Origin of the sequence: Virgifigura deserti (assembly GCA_003576685.1) — a bacterium.
GTDB classification, from domain to species: Bacteria; Pseudomonadota; Alphaproteobacteria; order Dongiales; family Dongiaceae; genus Virgifigura; species Virgifigura deserti.
On record QOZR01000003.1, the window covers coordinates 338,887 to 360,844 of the forward strand.

Sequence of the window (21,958 nt, forward strand, 5' to 3'; positions counted from 1 at the left end):
ATCCTCCTCTGTCTGGCTCCAACCGCTTCCGACGCGCAACCGCCGGTCTCCGACGTTGCGGCATGCGGCACGAAATCCTGCCGAACGGTTCCGGCTCGCACAGAATCGAGTCGGTCGGACGCGGGCGTCGACTTGTTCAAGCAGGCCCTGAGGCGGATCCGCGAGGCCTATGTCGACCCGGTGGACGAGCAGCGCCTGATCGAGGCCGCGATCGAGGGGATGGTCCAGTCCCTCGATAAGCATTCGCGCTATCTGGGGTCCGAGCGTCTTGAGGCGGCGCGGACCCGGCTGCGCGGCGAGTTCGGCGGCCTCGGCATACGGGTCGCCGAGGAGAACGGGATGATCAAGGTCGTCTCGCCGTCGGAAGGCGCACCAGCCTGGCGGGCGGGGATCCTGCCGGGCGACATCATCACCCATCTCGACGGCCATCCGCTGGTCGATGTTCAGCTCAGCGAGGCGGTCGCGCAGATCCGCGGCCCGCTCGGCACCCAGGTGGCGATGACGATCCGCCGGGAGGGCGTGCCCGAGCCGTTCGAGTTCCTCCTGACCCGAGAGGCCATCAAGCTGCACCCGGTCCGATACCGCACAGAGGGCAGAATCGGCTATATCCGGGTCGACAGGTTCGACAAACAGACGCAGCCGGGGCTGGAAGAGGCAGTCAACGCCATCGAGGCAGCGCTGGGCGACTCGCTGATCGGCTATGTGCTCGATCTGCGCGGTAACCCCGGCGGGCTGCTGAATCAGGCGATCCAGGTTTCGGATGCATTTCTCGACGCTGGCGCGATCGTCTCGACGCGCGGCCGGCGGCCGGGAAGCACCAGGCATTTCGATGCGAAGCCGGGCGACCTCGCCGATGGCCTCCCTATTGTCGTTCTGATCAACGGCGGATCGGCGTCGGCGTCCGAGATTGTCGCCGCGGCGCTCCAGGATCACCACCGGGCGACCGTCCTGGGCTCCCAGTCCTACGGAAAAGGAACGGTCCAATCCACCCTGTCGCTGAGGAACGACGGGGCGATTCGGATCACCACAGCACGCTATTACACGCCGGCCGGCCGCTCGATTCACGGAACCGGCATAACGCCGGACATCGAGGTTGCCCAAGCGGAGAAAGCCGAGAGCAAGGCCGAGGATGGGGATAACCCCTCGGAGGCGGCGAGCACGGACCAGCAGCTCGCCCGGGCCATCGACCTGCTCTGCGGGATCGAAACCTCCCACGAGGTCGACATCCGCGGAATACAGCCTGCCCATCCGCTCAAGCAGGAGTCCAGGATTGAGGCCGAGGGGCGCACGGTCAAGGCGCAGTCCGTAGCCGACCGACGGCATGGCAACGGGAACGCGCCATGCGCCGCCCCGGGCCAAATAGGCATCGTCAGCCTTCAACCCGACGTCTGAACGCCCGGATAAGCTCCCAGTTGAACTCCGGCCGCCGGTCCTCCAGGCGGCCGAGAAAGCCGGCGGCGCGGCGCTTGCAGGGCCGCCGGTTTTCTGTATAGTGCGCGGCTTCGTGAAAACTCCTTGCCGACCCGCATATGGCGGATCGGCTAGGCCCGGAGGGCTGATGCGGAAGACCGGTTCGGCCGCTCCCCAGCGCCGGGCCGGAAACAGCCAAAGGGAGCTGAAGTCGATGCCTCTCTATGAAAGCGTGTTTATCACACGCCAGGACATTTCCGCCGCCCAGGCGGAGAGCTTGTCCGAAACATTTGCCAATATCATCGCCGAGCAGGGCGGGACGGTCGCCAAGAAGGAATATTGGGGCCTCAAGAATCTCGCCTTCCGGATGAAGAAGAACCGCAAGGGCCACTACACCCTATTCAACATCGATGCACCGGCAGCGGCGGTGCTGGAGATGGAGCGCAATATGCGCCTGAACGAGGACATCCTCCGCTATCTGACGGTGCGGGTCGACGAACTCGAAGAGGGTCCGTCCGCGATGCTGCAGAGCCGCCACCGCGACCGCGAAGGCGGGCGCGAGGGCGGCAGCCGCTTCCGCGATCGTGACGACCGGCCGCGCCGGGACGACGACCGGCCGCGCCGCGACCGCAACGCCGCGACGGCAGAGTCCGGTGAGCAGAGCGAAGGAGAAGGCGCATGACCACCCGTATCGTGAGCGGCGGCCGGACCGGAGGGCGGCGGCCATTCTTCCGGCGGCGCAAGACCTGTCCGTTCTCCGGGGCCAACGCACCGAAGATCGATTACAAGGACGTCAAGCTGCTGCAGCGGTTCGTTTCCGAACGCGGCAAGATCGTGCCGAGCCGGATCACCGCCGTGTCGACCAAGAAGCAGCGCGTGCTCGCGCAGGCGATCAAGCGGGCGCGCTTCCTCGGCCTGCTTCCCTACGTGTTGAAGTAGGAGGCCCGCCATGGATGTCATTCTGCTTCAGCGGGTCGAGAAACTCGGCCAGATGGGCGAAGTCGTGAAGGTGAAGCCCGGCTTTGCCCGCAACTATCTTCTGCCGCAGAAGAAGGCGCTTCGGGCGACCGAGAGCAATCGGGCGCGATTCGAGCAGCAACGGGCCCAGCTCGAAGCCACGAACCTGGAGCGGCGCCGCGACGCGGAGGCCTTGTCCAGCCGATTCGAGAACCTGACGGTCGTGCTGGTTCGCCAGGCCGGCGAAGGCGGACAGCTCTATGGCTCGGTGTCGGCGCGCGACATCGCCGACGCGGTCACCGCGAACGGGTTGACCATCGAGCGGAGCCAAATCCTGATGGATCGGCCGATCAAGACCCTGGGGTTGCATCCGGTGCGGGTCGCCCTGCATCCGGAGGTGATCGTCTCGATCACTGCCAACGTGGCCAAATCCGAGGAAGAGGCCGAGGCCCAACTGTCGGAAGGCCAGGCATCGGCGGAAGAGCCGGCCGACGAAGAGGCCGCGACAGAGGTCTTCGAGGCCACGGCCGCCGGCGAGGAGACCACTTAACTTTTCCAGACCTGCGATCTCGCGAGAGATATTGCCGCCGCATCCGACCCGGATGCGGCGGCTTTTTCTTTCCGCCCCTCCTATTTACCGCTGATGGATGGACAAATTCGGCATTCTTGCTACTGTTTTCTTAAGACTCCTCGGCTTCTTTACGAAACCAGAGAGCGCCGACGGAGTGGGTCGGAGAAGACAGATCAAAGGTGGCAACGAACCATGTTGGCATCCCATATGCTGCGCCGTCTGGTCACCGACGGCACCCTCAAAGTCATCGACGCGAACAACAAGACGCACAGATTCGGGAACGGCGACGGGCCGGAAGTTACGATCCGGCTGCATGATCGCGCGCTGCATCATCGCCTTCTTACCAATCCCAAGCTCTATTTCGGCGAAGCGTTCATGGACGGGACGCTGACGATCGAAACCGGCACGCTCTATGAGTTGATGGACCTCGTCGGTCGCAATATCGCGGCATTGGAAACCCACCCCGCGCAGGTTCTGCGCGAGCGGGTGAACCGGTGGGCCCGGCATCTCCTCACCTTCAATCCGCTCGGCCGGGCGCGCCGCAACGTTGCCCATCACTATGATCTCTCCGGCACGCTTTACGATCTCTTCCTCGATGCCGACAGGCAGTATTCCTGCGCCTATTTCACCTCCGAGACCGACAGTCTCGAGACCGCGCAGGACAACAAGAAGCTCCATATCGCGGCCAAGCTTCTGCTGGAGCCGGGCCAGAAGGTGCTCGATATCGGCAGCGGCTGGGGCGGTCTCGCCCTGTTTCTCGCGCGTTTGGCGCGCACCGACGTCACCGGCGTCACGCTGTCGACCGAACAGCATCAGGTCGCGGAGCGCCGGGCGGAGGAGGCCGGGCTGTCGGACCAGGTCCGCTTCCATCTGCGCGACTATCGGAAGGTGGAGGGCCGCTTCGATCGGATCGTCTCGGTCGGCATGTTCGAACATGTCGGCACCGCCCACTATCGGCAGTTCTTCCATAAGCTGAAGGAGCTGCTGAAGGACGACGGGGTCGCCCTGCTGCACGCCATCGGACGCATGGACCCGCCGGGCGGCACCAATCCATGGCTGCGTAAATATATCTTCCCCGGCGGATACACACCCGCCCTGTCGGAGGTTCTGGCAGCGGTCGAGGATGTCGGGCTGTGCGTGACCGACGTCGAGATCCTGAGGCTGCATTACGCCGCGACGCTGCGGGAATGGCGGCACCGATTCGAAACCAATCGAAGCAAGATCCAGGCGCTGTATGACGAGCGCTTCTGCCGGATGTGGGAGTTCTATCTGGTCGGCTGCGAAATCTCGTTCCGTTATCTGGGCCAGATGGTCTTCCAGATGCAGCTCACGCGCCGGCAGGATGCGGTGCCGTTGACTCGGGATTACATCACCGATTTCGAGCGCGCCCATGCAAGCAAGGCGACGTTGGCGGCGTAAAGGAAACGTTTACTTATCCCCGCCATTCATCCTAGTCACAGTTAATTAGGCGCTAACGTCCGGCGCCGATCTGCTAGGATGGCAATTATGGAACGTGGCTCCTCAGGCTCTGCGATCGTGACGCCGCTGCGCGGCGGCGATGAAACACCCGTACGGGTTCCGCCGCACAATTACGAGGCGGAGCAGGCCCTGCTCGGCGCCATTCTCGCCAACAATCTCGTTCTCGACCGGGTGAGCGAGTTCCTGCTGCCGGAACATTTCGCCGATGCGGTTCATGGCCGCATATACGAGGCGGCGACGAAGCTGATTCAGCGCGGCCAGATCGCCAATGTCCTCACCCTCAAGAACATGTTCGATCAGGACACCGCGCTGACCGAGGTCGGCGGCGCGCAATATCTCGCGCGACTCGCCAACGCCGTCGTCACGATCATCAACGCCGAGGATTACGGGCGCACGATCCACGACATGTATCTGCGCCGTCAGCTGGTCGATCTCGGCGAGGAGGTCGTCAACGACGCCTTCACCTTCGATCTCGACATCGGCGCGATGGACCAGATCGAGAAGGCGGAACAGCAGCTCTATCAACTGGCCGAGACCGGGCAGACCGAAAAGACGCTGCAACCGCTGATGAATGCGATCGCGACTGCGATTACCAACGCGGAAGCGGCCTACAAGCGTGACAGCCACATCACCGGCGTCACCGTCGGGCTGACCGACATCGACAAGAAGCTCGGCGGCCTGCATCCGTCGGACCTGATCATCCTGGCCGGCCGTCCCTCGATGGGAAAGACGGCGCTCGCGACGAACATGGCCTTCAACGCGGCCTATGCCCACATGAAGAGCGAGGGCAAGGAAGGCGGCCAGGTCGCGTTCTTCTCGCTCGAAATGTCGTCGGAACAGCTGGCGACCCGTATTCTCGCGGAGCGGACCGAGATCTCGTCCGACCGGATTCGCCGGGGCGATCTGCGCGAGGATGATTTTCCGAAGTTCGTGGCCGCCGCACAGGATCTCCACCGGATCCCTTTCTTCATCGATGACACGCCGGCGCTGACGGTATCCGGGCTGCGAACCCGGGCGCGCCGGCTGAAGCGGCAGCACGGGCTCGGCATGATCGTCATCGACTATCTGCAGCTGATGCGGCCGACGGCGGGGTCGCGAAGCGAGAACCGCGTGCAGGAGATCTCGGACATCACGCGCGGGCTGAAGGCGATCGCGAAGGAGCTGGACGTGCCCGTGCTGGCGCTGTCACAGCTCTCGCGCGCGGTCGAGCAGCGCGAGGACAAGCGGCCGCAGCTCGCCGATCTGCGCGAATCGGGATCGATCGAGCAGGACGCCGACGTCGTCATGTTCGTCTTCCGCGAGCAGTATTATCATGAACGCAGCGAGCCGAAGCAGCGTGACGACGAAAGCAACGAGAAGTTCAATGAGCGGGTCGATCGGTATCAGGAGAAGGGCGCCCGAATCCACAACGTGGCCGAGGTCAACATCGCCAAGCAGCGCCACGGCCCGATCGGCACCGTCGAATTGTTCTTCGACGGGATGGTGACGCGGTTCAGCGATCTGGTTCGGGACGACCACCTCCCCCATGACCACCCCTGAGAGCGCGGGTCCGGAGAACGCGAACGCGATTCTCACCGTCGACCTGGCTGCCATCGCCGCGAATTACCGCCTCCTGGCGGCCAAGCTGGGCCCTATCGAATGCGCCGCGGTGGTCAAGGCCGATGCCTACGGGCTGGGGGCCGCCATCGTGGCGCCGGTTCTGCACCGGGCCGGATGCCGCCGGTTCTTCGTTGCCACTCTGGATGAAGGAATAGCGCTCCGGCAGGTGCTGGGCGATGTCGATATCTATGTCTTCAGCGGGCTTTCGGTCGGCACGCCCGCCGATTTCGCCGCCCATCGCCTGCAGCCGGTCCTGAACAGCCTCGACGAGATAGACCGCTGGGCCGCCTTCGGGCGGGCGCAAGAGCCGCGGCCGGCGGGGCTGCATATCGACACAGGAATGGCGCGACTCGGCCTTCCCCCCGACGAGGTGACCCGGCTTGGCGAGGCTCCTCACCGTCTCGAGGGCGTTCGCCCGACCTTGGTGATGAGTCATCTCGCCTGTGCCGACGAGCCGGAGCACCCGCTCAACCGTCCGCAGCTCGCATCGTTCGAAGCGGCGCTCGCCCGCCTCCAGCACGGCACCGGCATCGTTCCGGGCACTGGGTCGCCGCCGGTGCGACGCAGCCTCGCGGCCTCGTCCGGAATTTTCCTCGGCGAGGATTATCATTTCGATCTGGGGCGACCCGGCGCCGCGCTCTATGGGTTGGCACCGCTCAAAGATGCCGTGAACCCGATGGCGCAAGTCATTCGTCTACAAGGTAGAATCCTGCAGGTCCGTGACGTTGACACTGGTATGACGGTTGGCTATGGTGCGGCGCATCGCTTCACCGGTCCGACGCGCTTGGCGACGATCGGAGTCGGTTATGCCGATGGGTATCTTCGATCGCTCAGCAACCGCGGCGGCGCCTATATCGGCGAAAAGCGGGCTCCTGTGGTGGGACGCGTTTCCATGGATCTGATCACCGTCGATGTGACTGGCGTCCCTCGCGATGTCGCGCACCCGGGAGCGCTGGTCGATCTGATCGGGCCGAAGAATCCGCCGGACACCGTCGCTGGGGAGGCCGGGACGATCGGCTATGAGATCCTGACCAGCCTCGGCCGACGCTATCATCGCCGCTATGTCGGCGAGACCGGCCATGCCCCCTATGCCGCCCGTGCCGTAACAACGGCCGACCGGACAATCGCCTAGCCGATGGAAACGGTCCTTCAGCCGATCGGGCGGGCCTTCGTCTCCGGGCTGGAGACGACCGGGCGCCTGTCCATTTTTGCGATCATGGCGGTGACCTATTGTGTTCGGCCGCCCTATTACCCGCGCCTGATCCTGCGGCAGATGATCGAAATCGGCTTCTACTCGCTGCCGGTGGTCGGGTTGACCGCGATTTTCACCGGCATGGTCCTGGCGCTGCAGAGCTTCACCGGTTTCGCCCGCTTCAGCGCCGAATCAGCGATTCCCAACGTGGTCGTCATCTCGATCACCCGCGAGCTCGGTCCCGTGCTGGCCGGGTTGATGGTGGCTGGGCGCATCGGCGCGGCAATGGCCGCCGAGATCGGCACCATGCGGGTGACGGAGCAGATCGACGCGCTGACCACGCTGTCGACGAACCCGATGAACTATCTGGTCGCCCCGCGACTGATCGCCGGCCTGGCGATGCTGCCGCTGCTGGTGCTCGTCGCCGACATCATCGGCGTCTTCGGCGGCTATCTCGTCAGCATATACAAGCTGGGCTTCAACCCGGAGGCCTATCTCCGTAACACGATGGATTTCGTCGAACCGCTCGACGTCATCTCCGGTCTCGTCAAGGCTGCCGCCTTCGGGTTCATTATCGCCCTGATGGGCTGCTATCACGGCTATAACTCGAAGGTCGGCGCCCAGGGGGTCGGCCAGGCGACGACCAATGCGGTGGTGTCGGCATCCATTCTGATCCTGGTCTTTAATTACGGGATCACGGAACTATTTTTCGCGCGATGAACTTTGAGGCAAAGACCCGCGGCTGGCCCAAGATTGAGATTCGCAATCTCCACAAGTCCTTCGGCCCGAAGAAGGTCCTGGACGGCGTCGATCTCGACGTCGCCGCCGGGGAATCCGTTGTGGTGATCGGCGGGTCCGGGACCGGCAAGTCAGTGATGCTCAAATGCATCCTGGGCCTCCTGCAGCCGGACCGCGGCAGCATCAAGGTGGATGGCGAGGAAGTCGTCGGCATGAACGGCAGCGAACGCCGGCGCGTGATGCGCAAGTTCGGCATGCTGTTCCAGGGCGCCGCGCTCTTCGACAGCCTGCCAGTTTGGATGAACGTCGCCTTCGGGCTGATCGAGGGGCGGCACATGCCGCGCGACGAGGCCAAGGCGATCGCGCTCGGCAAGCTCGCCGCCGTCGGCCTTGGCGCGGAGGTGGCCGAACTCTATCCCGTGGAACTGTCCGGCGGCATGCAGAAGCGGGTGGCGCTTGCCCGGGCGATCGCCACCGAGCCGGAGATCATCTTCTTCGACGAGCCGACGACCGGGCTCGACCCGATCATGAGCGACGTGATCAACGAGCTGATCATCAAATGCGTGCAGGATCTCGGCGCGACGGCGCTGTCGATCAGCCACGACATGGCGAGCGTCCGGCGAATCGCGCATCGCGTCGCCATGATCTATAATGGACGGATTATCTGGACCGGCGCAGTCGACGCGATCGATCACTCCGGCAACCCCTATGTCGACCAGTTCATCCATGGTCGCGCGGAAGGACCGATCCAGATGGCGGCCGCATACCCGTGAAACGGCAGTCCGGCCGGGCGGGTCCGCATCGACCGGAAACGAGGCGCCCCGCAGTGAGATACCCAGGAGCGAGTCACTAAGTGGCCAAGGCCCTATCCCGCTATGTCTGCCAGGCTTGCGGCGCCAGCTCCGCGAAGTGGAGCGGCCGCTGCGAAGCCTGCAACGCCTGGAATACGATCACCGAGGAGGCGCCGCGCGAGACGGCCCCGAAGGGCTTGAGCGGGCGCGGCGGTCGCAAGCTCGACTTCGTCGGTCTGGAAGGCACGACGAGCGTGGCACCGCGGCGGGCCACGGGAATCGCGGAGTTCGATCGAGTCGCGGGCGGCGGCCTGGTGCGCGGTTCGGCGCTGCTGATCGGCGGCGATCCGGGAATCGGGAAATCTACGCTTCTGCTTCAGGTCGTCGCCGCCCTCGGCACCGCGCCGTCAGGCGGCCGTGATGGCGGCCCGGGTGGCGCCTCGGCGGCCGTGCGCTGCGCCTATATCTCGGGCGAGGAAGCGGTCGACCAAGTCCGGTTGCGCGCCCAGCGGCTCGCCGTCACAGGCGCTGCGGTCGAGCTCGCCGCCGCGACCAGCGTGCGCGATATCGTCGCCAGCCTCGACCACGCGGACGCCCCCGACGTCGTGGTCATCGATTCGATTCAGACCATGTATGTCGACACGCTCGATTCCGCGCCCGGAACGGTCGCCCAGGTCCGCACCGCGGCGAGCGAGCTGATCCGGCTGGCCAAGCGGCGCGGCTTCGTCCTGCTGCTTGTCGGACATGTCACCAAGGAGGGCGTGATCGCCGGCCCGCGGGTGCTCGAGCATATGGTCGACACGGTGCTTTATTTCGAGGGCGAGCGGGGCCACCAGTTCCGGATCCTGCGGGCGGTGAAGAACCGGTTCGGCCCGGCGAACGAGATCGGCGTCTTCGAGATGACCGATGCGGGCCTGGTAGAGGTGCCGAACCCCTCGGCGCTCTTCCTTGCCGAACGGCGCGGTAATATCAGCGGCACCACCGTATTCGCCGGCATGGAGGGAACGCGGCCCGTGCTGGTCGAGATTCAGGCGCTCCTCGCCGCCTCGCCGCTGGCGACGCCACGCCGCGCCGTGGTTGGCTGGGACAGCGCCAGGCTGGCCATGGTGCTGGCCGTGCTTGAGGCGCGCTGCGGCCTGGCGGTGACCGGCAACGATATCTATCTAAACGTCGCCGGCGGTCTGCGGATCAACGAGCCTGCGGCAGATCTGGCCGTGGCGGCGGCGCTGGTGTCTTCGCTCAGCGATATCCCGATGCCCGACAATCTCGTCGTCTTCGGCGAGATCGGGTTGAGCGGGGAAGTGCGTGCGGTCAGCCAGACCGACCAGCGGCTCCGCGAGGCGGCGAAGCTCGGCTTCGGTGCCGCCCTGATGCCGCCGCGTCGCGGCCGCCGCGCCGGCACGGCCCCTGGCGCCAATGGGGGGCTGGAAGCGCGGGAGGTCGCGCATCTCCAGGACCTCGTCCAGCAGCTTGCCGGCGACGCGCAGCCGCGTCGGGCGGCCGGCTCACGCCCCTCGGGCAATAACCGGATGATAGCCCCAACGGCAGTCGACTCGTGACCGCCGACATGACATTGCAAAGCAGATGATCGAGAACCTGCCCATCAATCTGACCGATCTGCTGGTCATCGCGGTGATCGCCATATCGGCTCTGTTCGCCTTCGTTCGCGGCCTCGTCCGCGAGGTTCTGTCGGTCGCCGCCTGGGTGGCGGCGGTGCTGGCGACGTTCTACGGCCTGCCGCTCGCGAAGCCGTTCCTGCGGGAGTATATTTCCTTCACGCTGCTCGCCGATACCATCACGGGGGTCTCGATTTTCCTCGTGACGCTGATTATCTGTTCGGCGATCAGCCATTTCCTGTCACGCAACGTCCGGGGTAGCGCCTTCGGCGCGCTCGATCGGTCGCTGGGCCTTTTGTTCGGGGTGGCACGCGGGGCGCTTCTGCTCAGCTTCGGCTATCTGCTGATGGCCTGGGCCATACCCGAGGATGAGCGACCCGGCTGGATTACCGAGGCGCGCAGCCTGCCGCTGGTCGTCGTCGGCGCCGACTGGCTCCAGACTGTGATGCCTGAATCGGCGGCCAAGGACAGCGCGATCGCTGCCAATGCGACCAAGCGGCAGATCGAGCGAGCCGCCAAGGCAGAGGAACTCCTGAGCGACTTCGCGGCCCCGGAGCCGGCGCTCGGAGAAACCGAAACACCGCGGAATCCGGATGTACCGGAGGAGGGATCGGGGTATAAGGATGACGAGCGGAACCAAATGGACCGGCTCTTCCAGGGAGCCCAGTAGGCCGCAGAGGCGGGGGATGTCCCCGGAAGCAGCGGCGGCAGAAACAACAGCGCAGGACTCCGCGAATTTCTCAATGATATCAACCAACCCATTCGACGACGACCACCTGCGCGAAGAGTGCGGCGTGTTCGGGATCTTCGGCCATGACGAGGCGGCCGCCCATACGGTGCTGGGGCTCCACGCCCTTCAGCATCGCGGCCAGGAAGCCTCCGGCATCGTCGCCTTCGATGGACAGCACTTCAACGCCCACCGCGATCTTGGCCAAGTCGCCGACAGCTTCGCCTCCGAATCGGTCATCGGCCGTCTGAAGGGGCACGCGGCGATCGGTCATGTCCGCTATTCGACCACCGGCGAGACGGCGCTGCGCAATGTGCAGCCGCTCTTCGCCGACCTGGAGTTCGGCGGATTCGCGATCGGCCACAACGGAAATCTGACGAACGCCTATACGCTGCGCCGCGAGCTTGTGAAGCGCGGCTCGCTGTTCCAGTCGACCACCGATACCGAGGTCATCACCCACCTGATGGCAACGACGCGTGGCAGCATTATCGACCGGCTGACCCACGCCCTGCTCCAGGTTGAGGGTGCCTATTCCCTGGTCGCGCTTGCCAAGGATATGGTCGTCGGGGTGCGCGACCCGCTCGGCGTCCGCCCGCTGGTTCTGGGCCGCCTCGGCAACGCCCATATCCTTGCCTCGGAGAGCTGCGCGCTGGATATCATCGGCGCCGAGTTCCTGCGCGACGTGGAGCCGGGTGAGCTGGTGGTGCTCGACGGCTCCGGCATTCACAGCCTGCGCCCCTTCGGCACGACCGAGCGGCGCTTCTGCATCTTCGAATATATCTATTTCGCCCGGCCCGACAGTGTCGTCGAAGGTAGCAGCGTCTATGAGGCGCGCAAGCGGATCGGCGCCGAGTTGGCGCGCGAGAGCCCCGTCCCCGCCGACGTCGTGATCCCGGTGCCGGACTCCGGCGTGCCGGCGGCGCTCGGCTATTCGAGGGAAGCTGGCATCCCCTTCGAGCTCGGCATCATCCGCAATCACTATGTCGGGCGCACCTTCATCGAGCCCACCGACCATATCCGCCATCTGGGCGTGAAGCTGAAGCACAACACCAACCGGGCCTATATCGAGAACCGGCGCGTGATCCTGGTCGATGACAGCATCGTCCGCGGCACGACCTCGAAGAAGATCGTCGAGATGGTGCGCAGCGCCGGCGCGAAGGAAGTGCATATGCGCATCTCGAGCCCGCCGACGATGCATTCCTGCTTCTACGGCATCGACACGCCTGAGCGCGAGCAGCTGCTCGCCGCCAATCACGACGTGGAGGAGATCGCCAAGATCATCGGCGTCGACAGCCTCGATTTCATCTCGATCGACGGCCTCTACCGAGCGATGGGCAAGGGCCGGCGCGATCCGGACCGGCCGCAATATTGCGACGCCTGCTTCACCGGCGACTACCCGACCGCGCTCACCGACCAGCATGACGAGCAACCGGCGCAACTCTCTCTGCTCGCGGAGATGGCCTGACCGCGATGGCCGAAGTCAGTGAACGGACTGGAGTTCTGAGCGGCCGCGTCGCCGTCATCACCGGCGCTTCGCGCGGGATCGGCGCCGCGGTTGCCAAGCGATTCGCCGCCGAGGGGGCCCATGTCGTCCTGGTCGCCCGGACCAGCGCCGGGCTCGAGGAGTTGGACGATGCCGTCCGTGCGCTTGGCGGCAGCGCCACGCTGGTGCCGCTCGACCTCACCGATTTCGACGCCATCGACCGGCTCGGCGGTGCCCTTTATGAGCGGTTCAAACACCTGGACATCCTAGTCGGCAATGCCGGCCTGCTCGGCACCTTGACGCCGATCGCGCAGGTCAAGCCCAAGGAGTGGCAGCAGGTTCTCGACGTCAATCTTACCGCGAACTGGCGGCTGATCCGCAGCCTCGACCCACTGCTGCGCGCTTCGGATGCCGGCCGGGCGATCTTCGTCACCTCCGGTGCCGCACGCGGCCCACGCGCCTACTGGGGCACCTACGCCGTGAGCAAGGCGGCGCTGGAGATGCTGGTCGGCATTTATGCGGCGGAGACGGCGAAGACCAAGGTCCGGGTGAATCTCCTCGATCCGGGCCGCGTCCGCACCGGCATGCGGGCCAAGGCCTATCCGGGCGAGAATCCGGAGACCCTGCCCCACCCCGACCAGATCACCGACGCCTTCCTCGCCCTGGCCGATGCCGCCTGCACGAAGCATGGGGAGACGGTGTTCGCGCAGGTTCGTTAGCTGCCCCGGCTACGGCGCGATCAGCTCGACAGTCGGAAAATAGGTGCGGTAGCGCGCCGTGTCGCGCGTCAGAAGACGGTATCCGGCGACAGCGACCGCCTTCCTCAACGGACGTTGGTTATACGCTCCGGCGCGTAGCCGAATCGCTCGGCGGTCGGCCCGGTCCAGCGAGCAATTGCCTCCATCTCTGCCGGGGTGAAGCGCGGCGCGTAATAGGTCGGGAAGTGGACCTTAGCTGCCAACCCGTCCACGAAGGCGTCGGAAGCCGGCAGCCGGCAGTGATCGAGGACGGCGCGGATCGTCTCATGCGGCGACCGGCAGAGATCCTCGAAGCGCACCGTCAGAGTAGCTTCCCGCAGCCGCGGATTCGCCGCGAGACGGTCGGCGAGGTAACCGTGAATATGGCTCCAGTAGCGAGACCAGCCTTCGACCTCGTCGCCCCGCGCCCAGAGAGCCGCGATCTCGGTGACACCGGCTGCATCGCCGGCATTGATCGGGCGGCGGTCGAGGCCGAACTCGAAATGCCCTACCCGCTGCATATGCCGAAGCGCCAGCGGATTGCGCTGCTCTCCCTCGCAGAACAGCGCGTGCTGCTTCATCAGCGAGGCGATGTGCCAGGCCGGATCGCGCACGGGTAGGACGAAACGCGCGTCGGGGAAGAGCTTCAACAGATATTCGAGGCGTGTGACGTTGTAGTTTCCCTTCGAGAGATAGCGCCGGCCGCCGCGCACCCGCAGGAGCTTGCGGATGTGGTCGCGGTAGAACGCCTCGAAGGCGGCGTTGCCGGTCCGCTCGTCCAGGACGCTGCTGGCGGTCGGGTCGTGAAGGTCCGGGAAGAAGGCCATCCAGAGAACTTCCTCGAAAGCCTCGGGACTGTCGGGCGTGATCATGATGCCGTCGCGATGCGTGCGCTCGGCCGCCGCACTCTCGCGCTTCGGCGCGCGGTCGAGGAACCAGTTCCAGAAGAACGGCGTCAAGATCGGCGGATAGTCCTTGTAGCGGTGCGTGACGGCGTCCTCATGCTCCGACAGGAGCTCGAGGAGGATCGTGCTGCCCGACCGCGCGAGCCCGCTGACATAGACCGGCTGTGTGACCTTGACGTCGGCGAGCTCGTCGGAGAGCAGCCGCGTTTCCCAATTCCCGATGCGGACCCAGAGGCCTTTCCGCCGGCTGATGAAGCCACCGACGGCGTCGATCCATCGCGGGACGTGGAAGGCGTCGTCAGAAGGCTGGTCTGCTGCCATGGTGCTCCATCGCTTCACTCGATCCGGAAGCCGATCTTCATCGCCACCGAGCCTGCGATCAGGACGGTGAAGAACAAGGTTTCCCAGCCCCGCAGCCAGGACGGGCCGAACGGAACATATTCGCGGCGCGGCAAATCGATCTCGATGCGGTCGAGAGTGGATCCTTCAGGCAGATAGCCCGCCGGGTTGCCGAGAAGCGCGTTCCACCAGACCCGCTTGTGCAGCGTCGAGACGGGGGCCGACAGGGCGAAGTCACCGACGATACGCCCCGCCGCATCGGCGACGACGACATGCGGCGGTTGCGACGGCGCGGCCGACTCTTGCGACGGGCCGCCCTCGTCGACCCAACGAGCCTGAAGCTGCTGCGGGACCGTGCGGATATCGGGCTCGCTCCCCGGGGCCGGAAAGCTGTGCCCATAGGCCGTACTCAACCAGATGATCAGGCAGAGCACGGGGACCGAGGCCGCGACGGCCGGTCCGATCACGAGGCCGATCTGCCGGAGCGCAAGCCGCAACGTCTCGCGAATCAGCGGCCAGGCTCCGGCAAACTCGCCGTCATAGGCGTCGAGCGCGCGTCGCGCCTCGGCGGCCTTCATCTTGGTGACGGTGATGCGCTCCTGAGAGGATAAGGCCTTGTAGAGCGCCATCGACAGGATGGCGGCGGCGATGCCCCACACAACCAAGCGCGCGGTCGCGGGCATGAAATGACCGAGCACCCCGTCCAGCCAAGCGAACAGCGGTGCCGGAAGATCGAGAAGGCCCATTCTCCGTGTCGGCTCCCTTGTCGACCTTACGGCACGCCCGACGTCACGGCTCTCCGCGGCCGATCAAGACGACGTCGAGGTCGAGGATCCGTCATGCGACACCTTCGCCGCCTGAGCCTGCTTTCCCTTGCCGCGCTTGAGCATCCGCCGCAGCGGCCACAGGATCACGAAGCCAAGCGCCGCGCCGATTGCGAGCACCAGGCCCCAGAAGGCGCCCAGCAAGCTGAGGCCGGCGCCGGGCCCGACATAGGCTGCCGCCGGGTTCGCCGCGCCCAGAACAAGTCCAAGGATGATGGCGGCCGCACCGATTTGCTTCTTCATATCATTATCCTTCCTGCTTGTGGTCCCACCGGCTCCCCACCGGCTCATTGCTCCAGAAAGTCGGGATCCAGGGAGCCGGGTTCGATCCGCTGTCCCCAGGAGACGACCGGAATCATCTCGTCATTCTCGCCGCCCCGCACCGGGTTCACGAATTCCCAGACGATCTCGTGGTCCGGCGTCACCTCGATGAGCCGGCCGCCGTCCGATTCCGTGATCAGCGTGTTTCCGTTCGGCAGCCGCTCCTGGTTCGACCGGATTCTGCTCTCGAAGAGATGGTTCTCGTCACCGGCATAGGTCCAGACAATCTCGGAGGTCGCGGGATTGAACTCGATCACGCGCGAAAGCCCGCCCGTTCCGTAATGCCCGAAATTGTCGAACAGCAGCATGTTGCCGTTCGGCAGGATGTCCGGGTCGTGCTGCCCGAGCCACGGTCCCCGAAGGGCCCAGACGATCTCTTCCTTTTCGATGTCGAGGACGGCGATCGTGCCGATTTCCCGGAACGACAGCAGGACCTGCCCCTCCGAGGCGAACGGCAGCCTCTCGGCATCCTCGCCCTCGATCACCTCGACCGAGTTGGCGTGGAGATAGTCGCCATTCTCCGCATAGCTGTACCAGACGACCGTGCTCAGCAGCCGCAGATAGTCCGACTTGGCGAAGGCCTCGACGAGGGAAATCTTCTTCAGTTCCTTTCCTTCGGGCGACAGGACGACAAGGAAGTCGTCGAGTCGCGGCGGCTTCATATGGGCCGCCCTCTCGATCTCACTGGACTCGATGCTCTGGGTGAGCGTGTAGATTTTTCCGTCCTTCCCAATATCGAGGTCGTGATGGACATGCTCCAGATAGGTCCAGATGACCTCCGAATCCTTGTTCATCTTGATCAGGCCGTAACCCCAGGGCGTGCTGCCGAGGCCGATATAGACGCCGAGCAGATCCCCGTTCGGATAGAGGCGTGCATTCTCAATGAAGATAAAGGGATCGGGCTGCGGATCGGTGATCGCGGCCGTCTCGTTCCAGACCGTGCTGAACGGCAGGTGCCACTCATGCACGACCTCGCCGTCCATCGACATCAGGAAGGCTTTCTGCGCATGGCTCGAGGTATAGAGGGTCAGGCCGTTATAGGCCTTTGCCGGATCATAGACCGTCACCCCCGCGTCGGTGGTCCGCGCGCGAGCCCACAGGTCAGTCACGAGGGCGGTGCGATACCCGCTCTTCTGGTCGAATAGCGCGATGCCGGCCCGGTAGGCATCATTGATGTAATTGTACGGGAACGTCTTGTGCAGGACGATCAGACTGCCGGCAACGAAGCTCAAGAACGCGATCGAAAGGACGAACAGGGGGAAGTAAACCCGATTGAGGGCCGCCTCGATTGCCACGATTGCCTACCTTCTCTCAACAGATCGCCGCTTGAGTACGGTCCGATCAGGTTGGATCAACCTGATCGGTGAATTGTCCTCTGATCCATATAGCGAGAGACTGATTCACCGATCACATCGGTTCGATGTGGTCGGATCAGGCTCTAACGGCGGGGCGGATCAGCGCCGACCGCCGATCCTGCAGAACATCCGCAAGGCCGCGTTTGTTCCACAGGGCCGCGTTCGGCCACAATTTTCCTACTGGAGGCGAAGGGTTCCGGGCAGGCGGAAAAGGTCAGCCGCGCTCTTGGGGAACGTACGGGTTCTTCCCCTTGCGTAGGTAAAGCCGGAGCGGCACGCCGGGAAGGTCGAAGGCGTCGCGCAGGCCGTTCGTCAGATAGCGCAGATAGGCGTCCGGCAGCTTCTCCGGCCGGCTGACGAACAGCGCGAAGGTCGGCGGCCGGGTCTTGATCTGGGTCATGTAGCGGAGCTTGATGCGCCGGCCGGAGACCAGCGGCGGCGGGTGCGCCTCGGTGACCTCAGCCAGCCACCGGTTCAGCTCGCCGGTCGCGACCCGCCGGGTCCAGATGCCGTAGGCCGCCAGCACCGCGTCGAGCAACCGGTCGAGGTTCCGGCCGGTCAGGGCCGACAGGGTCACGGTCGGCAGGCCGCGCGCCTGGGGAAGCGAGAGCTCCAGACGGTCCCGCAATCGCTCCATCGCGGCGGTCTTGTCCGCCACTAGGTCCCACTTGTTGGCGGCGATCACCAGGGCCCGCCCCTCGTCCAACACTATCCGGGCGATCGTCAGGTCCTGCTTCTCCAGCATGTCCGTCGAATCGAGCACCAGCACCACCACCTGCGCGAAGCGGATGCTGCGCAGCGTATCGCCGGTCGACAGCTTCTCGAGCTTTTCGACGACGCGGGCGCGGCGGCGCAGGCCGGCGGTGTCGACCAGCCGGATCGGCCGGTTGCGATACTGCCATTCGATGGCGATCGAGTCGCGCGTGATCCCCGCCTCCGGACCGGTCAGCAGCCGCTCCGCGCCGATCAGCTGATTGATCAGCGTCGATTTGCCGACATTCGGCCGACCGACGATCGCGAGTTGCAGCGTCCGGGGTTCTTCAGCCTCGTCGGCCGGCTCACCCTCGGGCTCCTCCTCCGCTTCAGGCAGATCATCCCCATCACGCGCCATGGCTGCGGCCGACGGCTCGATGGCCCGGAACAGGCTGGCCATGCCCTCGCCATGCTCCGCCGAAATCGGCACCGGCTCGCCGAGACCGAGTTGGAATGCCTCCAGCAGGCCGGCCTCGCCGGCCTGGCCTTCGCATTTGTTTGCGACCAGGATCACCGGCTTGCCGCTCTTCCGGAGCCAAGCGGCGAAATGCTCGTCCATCGGCGTCACACCGGCGCGGGCGTCGATTAGCATCAGCACGAGGTCGGCCTCATCGACCGCCGTCTCGGTCTGGGCGCGCATCCGCGCCGCGAGGCTTTCGCCGAAGGCCTCCTCCAGCCCGGCGGTGTCGAACAGGGTGAACCGCAGGTCGCCGATCCGGCCTTCGCCGGCGCGGCGATCGCGGGTGACGCCGGGCGTATCGTCGACCAGAGCCAGCCGCTTGCCGACCAGGCGGTTGAACAGAGTCGACTTGCCGACATTCGGCCGGCCGACGATCGCCAGGGTAAAACTCATAACACTTTCAGCCTCACGGCACGTCGAAGGGGTGTTTCGCCGCGCGGGCCTCGCCCTTCGACAAGCTCAGGGTGAGGCCCTCATGCTGAGCTTGTCGAAGCATGAGGGCCGGGTCACGTTTCGCGACGCTAACAGCTCGAATCTATCGGAGCGCAATCAGCGTCGCATTGTCTGCGAGCAAATATAGGGAACCGCCGGCGGCGATCGCAGGGAGATGCGAGCCTGGAATATCGATCTGACCGAGGATCTCGCCGGTATAGGGCGATATGGACAGGGCCTCGCTATTCGACCCGGTGACGATCAGCCGATCGCCGGCGAGCAGCGGTCCCGACCAGTAGATCGGCTCGTCGCGCTCCTCCGGGTCCACGAACTGAGGCAGGGACTGGACCCAGCGGACGCGCCCCTCCCGCCGCGTGAGTGCGACCAGCTCCGCATTGTTCGACAGGACATAGACGAAATCGCCGGCGACATAGGGCTGTTGCGTGCCGCCGATCTCGACGTCCCAGGCCCGCCCGCCCCGGCGCAGATCGATCGCCGCCAGCGTGCCGCTGTTGCTGACCGCGAACACCAAATCGCGGTCGATCACCGGTCGCCCGCGGATATGCGCCAGCGATGAGATCGTGTCGGTCCGCTGGATCCCGGCGAGATTCTCGGTCCATTGCACATTGCCGGTTTCGGCCCGGAGCGCATAGAGCTCGCCGGATGAATAGGCCGCGATGACGGTGTCGCCGGCCACCGCTGGAGTCGTCCCGCCGAGCAGGCCCGCCGCCTCCGAGATGCCGGCATGCGACCACAACCGGCTGCCATCGTCGGCGTCAAGGGCGGCAAGCTGGTTATCGATTGTAACGGCGAAAACACGCCCGCCAGCAACCGCGGGCGCCGCCCGCGACGGTCCCGGCAGTTCGGCCTGCCAGATCTCGTCGCCGGTCTCCGCATCCAAGGCGAAGACAAGAGCGAACGGCGTGGTCACATAGAGCCGGCCGTCGTCGACGGCGATGCCGCCGCCGAACAGCCCGTCATCCTCCTCCTCGGGAGTCAGATCGACACGCCAGATCTGCTCGCCATCCTGGGCGTTGAAGGCCGTGACGGTGGTACTGGCATCGATGGTGTAGATGCGGCCGTCCGCCACCACGGGGCCGGACAGCAGCAGCCGGTCGCTTGACCGCGAGGTGCCGATATCCGCCGTCCAGGCGATCTCGAGGTTATCGGGCAGCGCCAAGTGATGCATCGCATGACTCGGATAACCGCCAGCCTGAGGCCAATCCTGGTTCATCCGCGGCTGCGGAAGACGCACGCGTAGATCGGCCAGGGTCGGGTCGGCAACGAGAGTCTGATCGAGATTCAGGACCGAAATGCGCTCGCCCGGCAGCGGCGGCCCTTCCGACCCGCCGAGAAAGGTGTCGCAGCCCGCCAGGATGAGGGCCGCAAAAAGAACCGGCGAGAATCGCCGCAATCCACCCATCGCCCCACTCATCGCCCTGGTCAATCCTGCCCCGGGGCCTGCAAGGAGGCCAGAATTTCCGCGGCGCGGGCTCGAAGAGCAGCCGGCGCCTCGAGATCATCGGCAAGCGTGGTGTAGATCTCGACCGCCCGATCGGAATCGCCGGTGCGCAGAGCAAGAAGGCCCAGCATCTCGCGCGCCGAATGGCGCCACGGGTCCGCCGGCCCGGTCAGCGGCTCCAGCCAGCCGGCAATCTCCTCGGGCGGCGCCGTATCGAGGCTGTGCATCGCCATTAGGATCCGCGCGAGAGACCGGAAGGGCTCCCCGATCGCATCGTCGTTCGCGACGCCGCGATAGATCTCGATCGCCTGTTCGGTCTCGCCCGCTTCGAGCCTCAGCTCGGCCGCCCGCAGGTAGGAGAGCGCGGCATAGCCGTCATCCCCATTAGCTAGTTCCCGGAAGCCTTGAAGGGCCGTCTCATCGCTCTCGCCAAGGGCGCCGACGGCGGCGGCATAGGCGCGGGCGCGATCGAGCTGCTGCTGCTGGGCATAGCGCTCCCAGGCGATATAGCCGACTGCGGCGAGAATGATGGCGAGCACCGCACCGATGATGAACGGGCCATAGCGGCGCCATATCTTGATAAGGCCTTCACGCCTGAGATCTTCGTCGATCTCGCGAAAGATATCGGCCACGCACGAAACTCCGGGTCTGCCTTGGGGTCTACCTAGCGAACGCGCGCTACCATAACCGGAGCCTTGGGGCTTGGCAAACCCGGCGCGCGGCGGCAAGGCGATGGATCGCGGCTTTCATCGCTGAGGATAACCCTTTCTTCAACCTACGAAATCCAAGATCGAGCTTGGAGTGCCTGACAGAGCTAGCCCACGGCCTGAAATCCGACGGGAGGTCGGGAATGAGAGCGACCCGTTTCTGCATGTTGGCCGGCCTGACCGCCCTCCTCGGCCTCGGCGGCTGCGACGGCATGACCGAATTGGCTCTGACCGGGGGCGGCCTGTTCGGCGGCACCACGACTGGCGAGGACTGCCCGATGGCGGCAGCCGGCGAGGAGGACCGATCCTGCCGAGCCGAAGAGCAGGCACAGGCGCTCGGGCCGGCCCCCATCGTCGAGACGCCGCTCTACTGCTATCGTACGCTGGCGGCGATCACCTGCTACGACTCGCCCGACCCGCAGGCGAGCCCCAGCCGGCGCGTTCAATGAAAGGTATCCGGGGGGCGGTGCCGGAGGCTGATTCATCGCTGGACGCCGCCGGTAAATTGCGGGAGACTTCGGGAAAATCGACGACAATCAAATAGGTCATCCTGAACGCCTCATGACGAAGGTGATTCGCCTCGCGGACCTGAAGCGCCGTCATCGAGATATCTTCTTCAACAGACGCGAGTTGAACCAGCTTCTCTCGCTGTATAGCCGTCGGGTCGCGCGGGGCGAGTGGCGCGACTATGCGATCGATCATAAGCCCGGTATGGCCGTCTTCTCGGTGTTCCGGCACAGTCACGAGCGACCACTCTATTCGATCGTGAAATGCACCACGGGGCCGGACCGGCCGCCGGACTATGTGGTGCTCACCGGCCAGAAGCGCCTGAAGCTGAGCAAGTCGATCGACGACGCCCTCAAGGTCCTGGATATCCAGCTTCGCGTGGTGTCTTAGGGGGCGTCCCTACCTGGGCGTCCTGAACCGGGCGGCCACATAGGACGAGCCATTCGCCTAAAATGTGGAATCTGACGACCAGCGGTCCCTGGTGCTCATTACGCGAGGTCCGCTGACGTTCCTTAGGCGGTCACTCCAGGAGGCAGGGTGTCGAAGCGGGATCGTGCCAGAAGCGGACGTTCTGAGACTGGAGAGCATCTGGC

The 21,958-nt window shown here is 65.2% G+C and carries 22 protein-coding genes; 15 read left to right on the forward strand and 7 right to left on the reverse strand.

All coding sequences use genetic code 11. The features are described from left to right. Positions 1-12 precede the first annotated feature (12 nt). From DT069_RS07205 to DT069_RS07265, 13 genes are all read left to right on the forward strand, one after another. Positions 13-1,392: a S41 family peptidase gene (locus tag DT069_RS07205; protein ID WP_425450089.1), complete on the forward strand. Its 1,380-nt coding sequence runs from the start codon at positions 13-15 to the stop codon at positions 1,390-1,392. Positions 1,393-1,624: 232 nt separating this feature from the next. Further along, entirely contained in the window at positions 1,625-2,092 is a 468-nt protein-coding gene (gene rpsF, locus DT069_RS07210) for a 30S ribosomal protein S6 (RefSeq protein ID WP_119459727.1), read from the forward strand. Next, on the forward strand, positions 2,089-2,349 hold the full coding sequence (gene rpsR, locus DT069_RS07215) for a 30S ribosomal protein S18 (protein ID WP_119459598.1): 261 nt from the start codon (positions 2,089-2,091) through the stop codon (positions 2,347-2,349). The genes rpsF and rpsR overlap by 4 nt, the downstream gene beginning before the upstream one ends. A 10-nt stretch (positions 2,350-2,359) precedes the next feature. Beyond that, positions 2,360-2,917, forward strand: coding sequence for a 50S ribosomal protein L9 (gene rplI / locus DT069_RS07220; protein WP_119459599.1), 558 nt, complete (start codon positions 2,360-2,362; stop codon positions 2,915-2,917). A gap of 213 nt (positions 2,918-3,130) precedes the next feature. Then, positions 3,131-4,357: a class I SAM-dependent methyltransferase gene (locus DT069_RS07225; RefSeq protein ID WP_119459600.1), complete on the forward strand. Its 1,227-nt coding sequence runs from the start codon at positions 3,131-3,133 to the stop codon at positions 4,355-4,357. Between the two features lie 87 nt (positions 4,358-4,444). After that, complete coding sequence (locus DT069_RS07230) at positions 4,445-5,956, forward strand: replicative DNA helicase (RefSeq protein WP_119459601.1); 1,512 nt, start codon at positions 4,445-4,447, stop codon at positions 5,954-5,956. Next, on the forward strand, positions 5,943-7,148 hold the full coding sequence (gene alr / locus DT069_RS07235) for an alanine racemase (protein ID WP_119459602.1): 1,206 nt from the start codon (positions 5,943-5,945) through the stop codon (positions 7,146-7,148). Before DT069_RS07230 ends, alr begins: the two co-directional genes overlap by 14 nt. A 3-nt stretch (positions 7,149-7,151) precedes the next feature. Then, positions 7,152-7,928, forward strand: a complete 777-nt coding sequence (locus DT069_RS07240; RefSeq protein ID WP_119459603.1) for an MlaE family ABC transporter permease — start codon at positions 7,152-7,154, stop codon at positions 7,926-7,928. Further along, positions 7,925-8,719, forward strand: a complete 795-nt coding sequence (locus tag DT069_RS07245) for an ABC transporter ATP-binding protein (RefSeq protein ID WP_119459604.1) — start codon at positions 7,925-7,927, stop codon at positions 8,717-8,719. Before DT069_RS07240 ends, DT069_RS07245 begins: the two co-directional genes overlap by 4 nt. 80 nt (positions 8,720-8,799) lie before the next feature. After that, positions 8,800-10,296 (forward strand): DNA repair protein RadA, encoded by a 1,497-nt coding sequence (radA, locus tag DT069_RS07250; protein WP_119459605.1) that lies wholly within the window; start codon positions 8,800-8,802, stop codon positions 10,294-10,296. A 25-nt stretch (positions 10,297-10,321) separates the two neighbouring features. After that, positions 10,322-11,023, forward strand: coding sequence for a CvpA family protein (locus DT069_RS07255; RefSeq protein ID WP_119459606.1), 702 nt, complete (start codon positions 10,322-10,324; stop codon positions 11,021-11,023). 73 nt (positions 11,024-11,096) lie between these two features. Then, positions 11,097-12,545, forward strand: coding sequence for an amidophosphoribosyltransferase (gene purF / locus DT069_RS07260; protein ID WP_119459607.1), 1,449 nt, complete (start codon positions 11,097-11,099; stop codon positions 12,543-12,545). A gap of 5 nt (positions 12,546-12,550) precedes the next feature. Then, complete coding sequence (locus DT069_RS07265) at positions 12,551-13,282, forward strand: SDR family NAD(P)-dependent oxidoreductase (RefSeq protein ID WP_119459608.1); 732 nt, start codon at positions 12,551-12,553, stop codon at positions 13,280-13,282. 104 nt (positions 13,283-13,386) lie between these two features. Here the strand turns inward: DT069_RS07265 and DT069_RS07275 are convergent, their stop codons facing one another. The 7 genes from DT069_RS07275 to DT069_RS07305 form a co-directional block, all read right to left on the reverse strand. Beyond that, positions 13,387-14,526 carry a sulfotransferase family protein gene (locus tag DT069_RS07275; RefSeq protein WP_119459609.1) on the reverse strand — a complete coding sequence of 380 codons (1,140 nt, stop codon included), beginning with the start codon at positions 14,524-14,526 and terminating at the stop codon, positions 13,387-13,389. A gap of 14 nt (positions 14,527-14,540) precedes the next feature. After that, entirely contained in the window at positions 14,541-15,290 is a 750-nt protein-coding gene (locus DT069_RS07280; RefSeq protein ID WP_119459610.1) for a hypothetical protein, read from the reverse strand. Between the two features lie 63 nt (positions 15,291-15,353). After that, complete coding sequence (locus DT069_RS07285) at positions 15,354-15,611, reverse strand: hypothetical protein (RefSeq protein WP_425450075.1); 258 nt, start codon at positions 15,609-15,611, stop codon at positions 15,354-15,356. A gap of 44 nt (positions 15,612-15,655) precedes the next feature. Further along, positions 15,656-16,984 (reverse strand): arylsulfotransferase family protein, encoded by a 1,329-nt coding sequence (locus tag DT069_RS07290; protein WP_162913031.1) that lies wholly within the window; start codon positions 16,982-16,984, stop codon positions 15,656-15,658. A gap of 274 nt (positions 16,985-17,258) precedes the next feature. Further along, complete coding sequence (gene der, locus DT069_RS07295; RefSeq protein WP_119459612.1) at positions 17,259-18,650, reverse strand: ribosome biogenesis GTPase Der; 1,392 nt, start codon at positions 18,648-18,650, stop codon at positions 17,259-17,261. Positions 18,651-18,792: 142 nt separating this feature from the next. Further along, complete coding sequence (locus DT069_RS07300; protein ID WP_119459613.1) at positions 18,793-20,112, reverse strand: outer membrane protein assembly factor BamB family protein; 1,320 nt, start codon at positions 20,110-20,112, stop codon at positions 18,793-18,795. Between the two features lie 20 nt (positions 20,113-20,132). Further along, the gene (locus DT069_RS07305; protein ID WP_162913032.1) at positions 20,133-20,783 is read right to left on the reverse strand and encodes a tetratricopeptide repeat protein; all 651 of its coding nucleotides are present in this window, start codon (positions 20,781-20,783) and stop codon (positions 20,133-20,135) included. A gap of 218 nt (positions 20,784-21,001) precedes the next feature. Here DT069_RS07305 and DT069_RS07310 point away from each other — a divergent pair, with 218 nt between their 5' ends. Next, a complete protein-coding gene (locus tag DT069_RS07310) occupies positions 21,002-21,307 on the forward strand; it encodes a hypothetical protein (protein WP_162913033.1) in 306 nt (101 codons plus the stop codon). Between the two features lie 112 nt (positions 21,308-21,419). Next, on the forward strand, positions 21,420-21,755 hold the full coding sequence (locus DT069_RS07315; protein WP_119459616.1) for a DUF2794 domain-containing protein: 336 nt from the start codon (positions 21,420-21,422) through the stop codon (positions 21,753-21,755). Positions 21,756-21,958 lie beyond the last annotated feature (203 nt).

Bases quoted from the DNA above. Each gene is read 5' to 3' on its own strand.
- purF (WP_119459607.1), top strand. From the start codon at position 11,097: ATGATATCAACCAACCCATTCGACGACGACCACCTGCGCGAAGAGTGC.
- DT069_RS07280 (WP_119459610.1), bottom strand. From the start codon at position 15,290: ATGGGCCTTCTCGATCTTCCGGCACCGCTGTTCGCTTGGCTGGACGGG.
- DT069_RS07300 (WP_119459613.1), bottom strand. From the start codon at position 20,112: ATGGGTGGATTGCGGCGATTCTCGCCGGTTCTTTTTGCGGCCCTCATC.
- DT069_RS07225 (WP_119459600.1), top strand. From the start codon at position 3,131: ATGTTGGCATCCCATATGCTGCGCCGTCTGGTCACCGACGGCACCCTC.
- DT069_RS07285 (WP_425450075.1), bottom strand. From the start codon at position 15,611: ATGAAGAAGCAAATCGGTGCGGCCGCCATCATCCTTGGACTTGTTCTG.
- DT069_RS07315 (WP_119459616.1), top strand. From the start codon at position 21,420: ATGACGAAGGTGATTCGCCTCGCGGACCTGAAGCGCCGTCATCGAGAT.
- DT069_RS07230 (WP_119459601.1), top strand. From the start codon at position 4,445: ATGGAACGTGGCTCCTCAGGCTCTGCGATCGTGACGCCGCTGCGCGGC.
- alr (WP_119459602.1), top strand. From the start codon at position 5,943: ATGACCACCCCTGAGAGCGCGGGTCCGGAGAACGCGAACGCGATTCTC.
- rpsF (WP_119459727.1), top strand. From the start codon at position 1,625: ATGCCTCTCTATGAAAGCGTGTTTATCACACGCCAGGACATTTCCGCC.
- DT069_RS07265 (WP_119459608.1), top strand. From the start codon at position 12,551: ATGGCCGAAGTCAGTGAACGGACTGGAGTTCTGAGCGGCCGCGTCGCC.
- DT069_RS07240 (WP_119459603.1), top strand. From the start codon at position 7,152: ATGGAAACGGTCCTTCAGCCGATCGGGCGGGCCTTCGTCTCCGGGCTG.
- rplI (WP_119459599.1), top strand. From the start codon at position 2,360: ATGGATGTCATTCTGCTTCAGCGGGTCGAGAAACTCGGCCAGATGGGC.
- DT069_RS07310 (WP_162913033.1), top strand. From the start codon at position 21,002: ATGAGAGCGACCCGTTTCTGCATGTTGGCCGGCCTGACCGCCCTCCTC.
- der (WP_119459612.1), bottom strand. From the start codon at position 18,650: ATGAGTTTTACCCTGGCGATCGTCGGCCGGCCGAATGTCGGCAAGTCG.
- DT069_RS07255 (WP_119459606.1), top strand. From the start codon at position 10,322: ATGATCGAGAACCTGCCCATCAATCTGACCGATCTGCTGGTCATCGCG.
- rpsR (WP_119459598.1), top strand. From the start codon at position 2,089: ATGACCACCCGTATCGTGAGCGGCGGCCGGACCGGAGGGCGGCGGCCA.
- DT069_RS07275 (WP_119459609.1), bottom strand. From the start codon at position 14,526: ATGGCAGCAGACCAGCCTTCTGACGACGCCTTCCACGTCCCGCGATGG.
- DT069_RS07245 (WP_119459604.1), top strand. From the start codon at position 7,925: ATGAACTTTGAGGCAAAGACCCGCGGCTGGCCCAAGATTGAGATTCGC.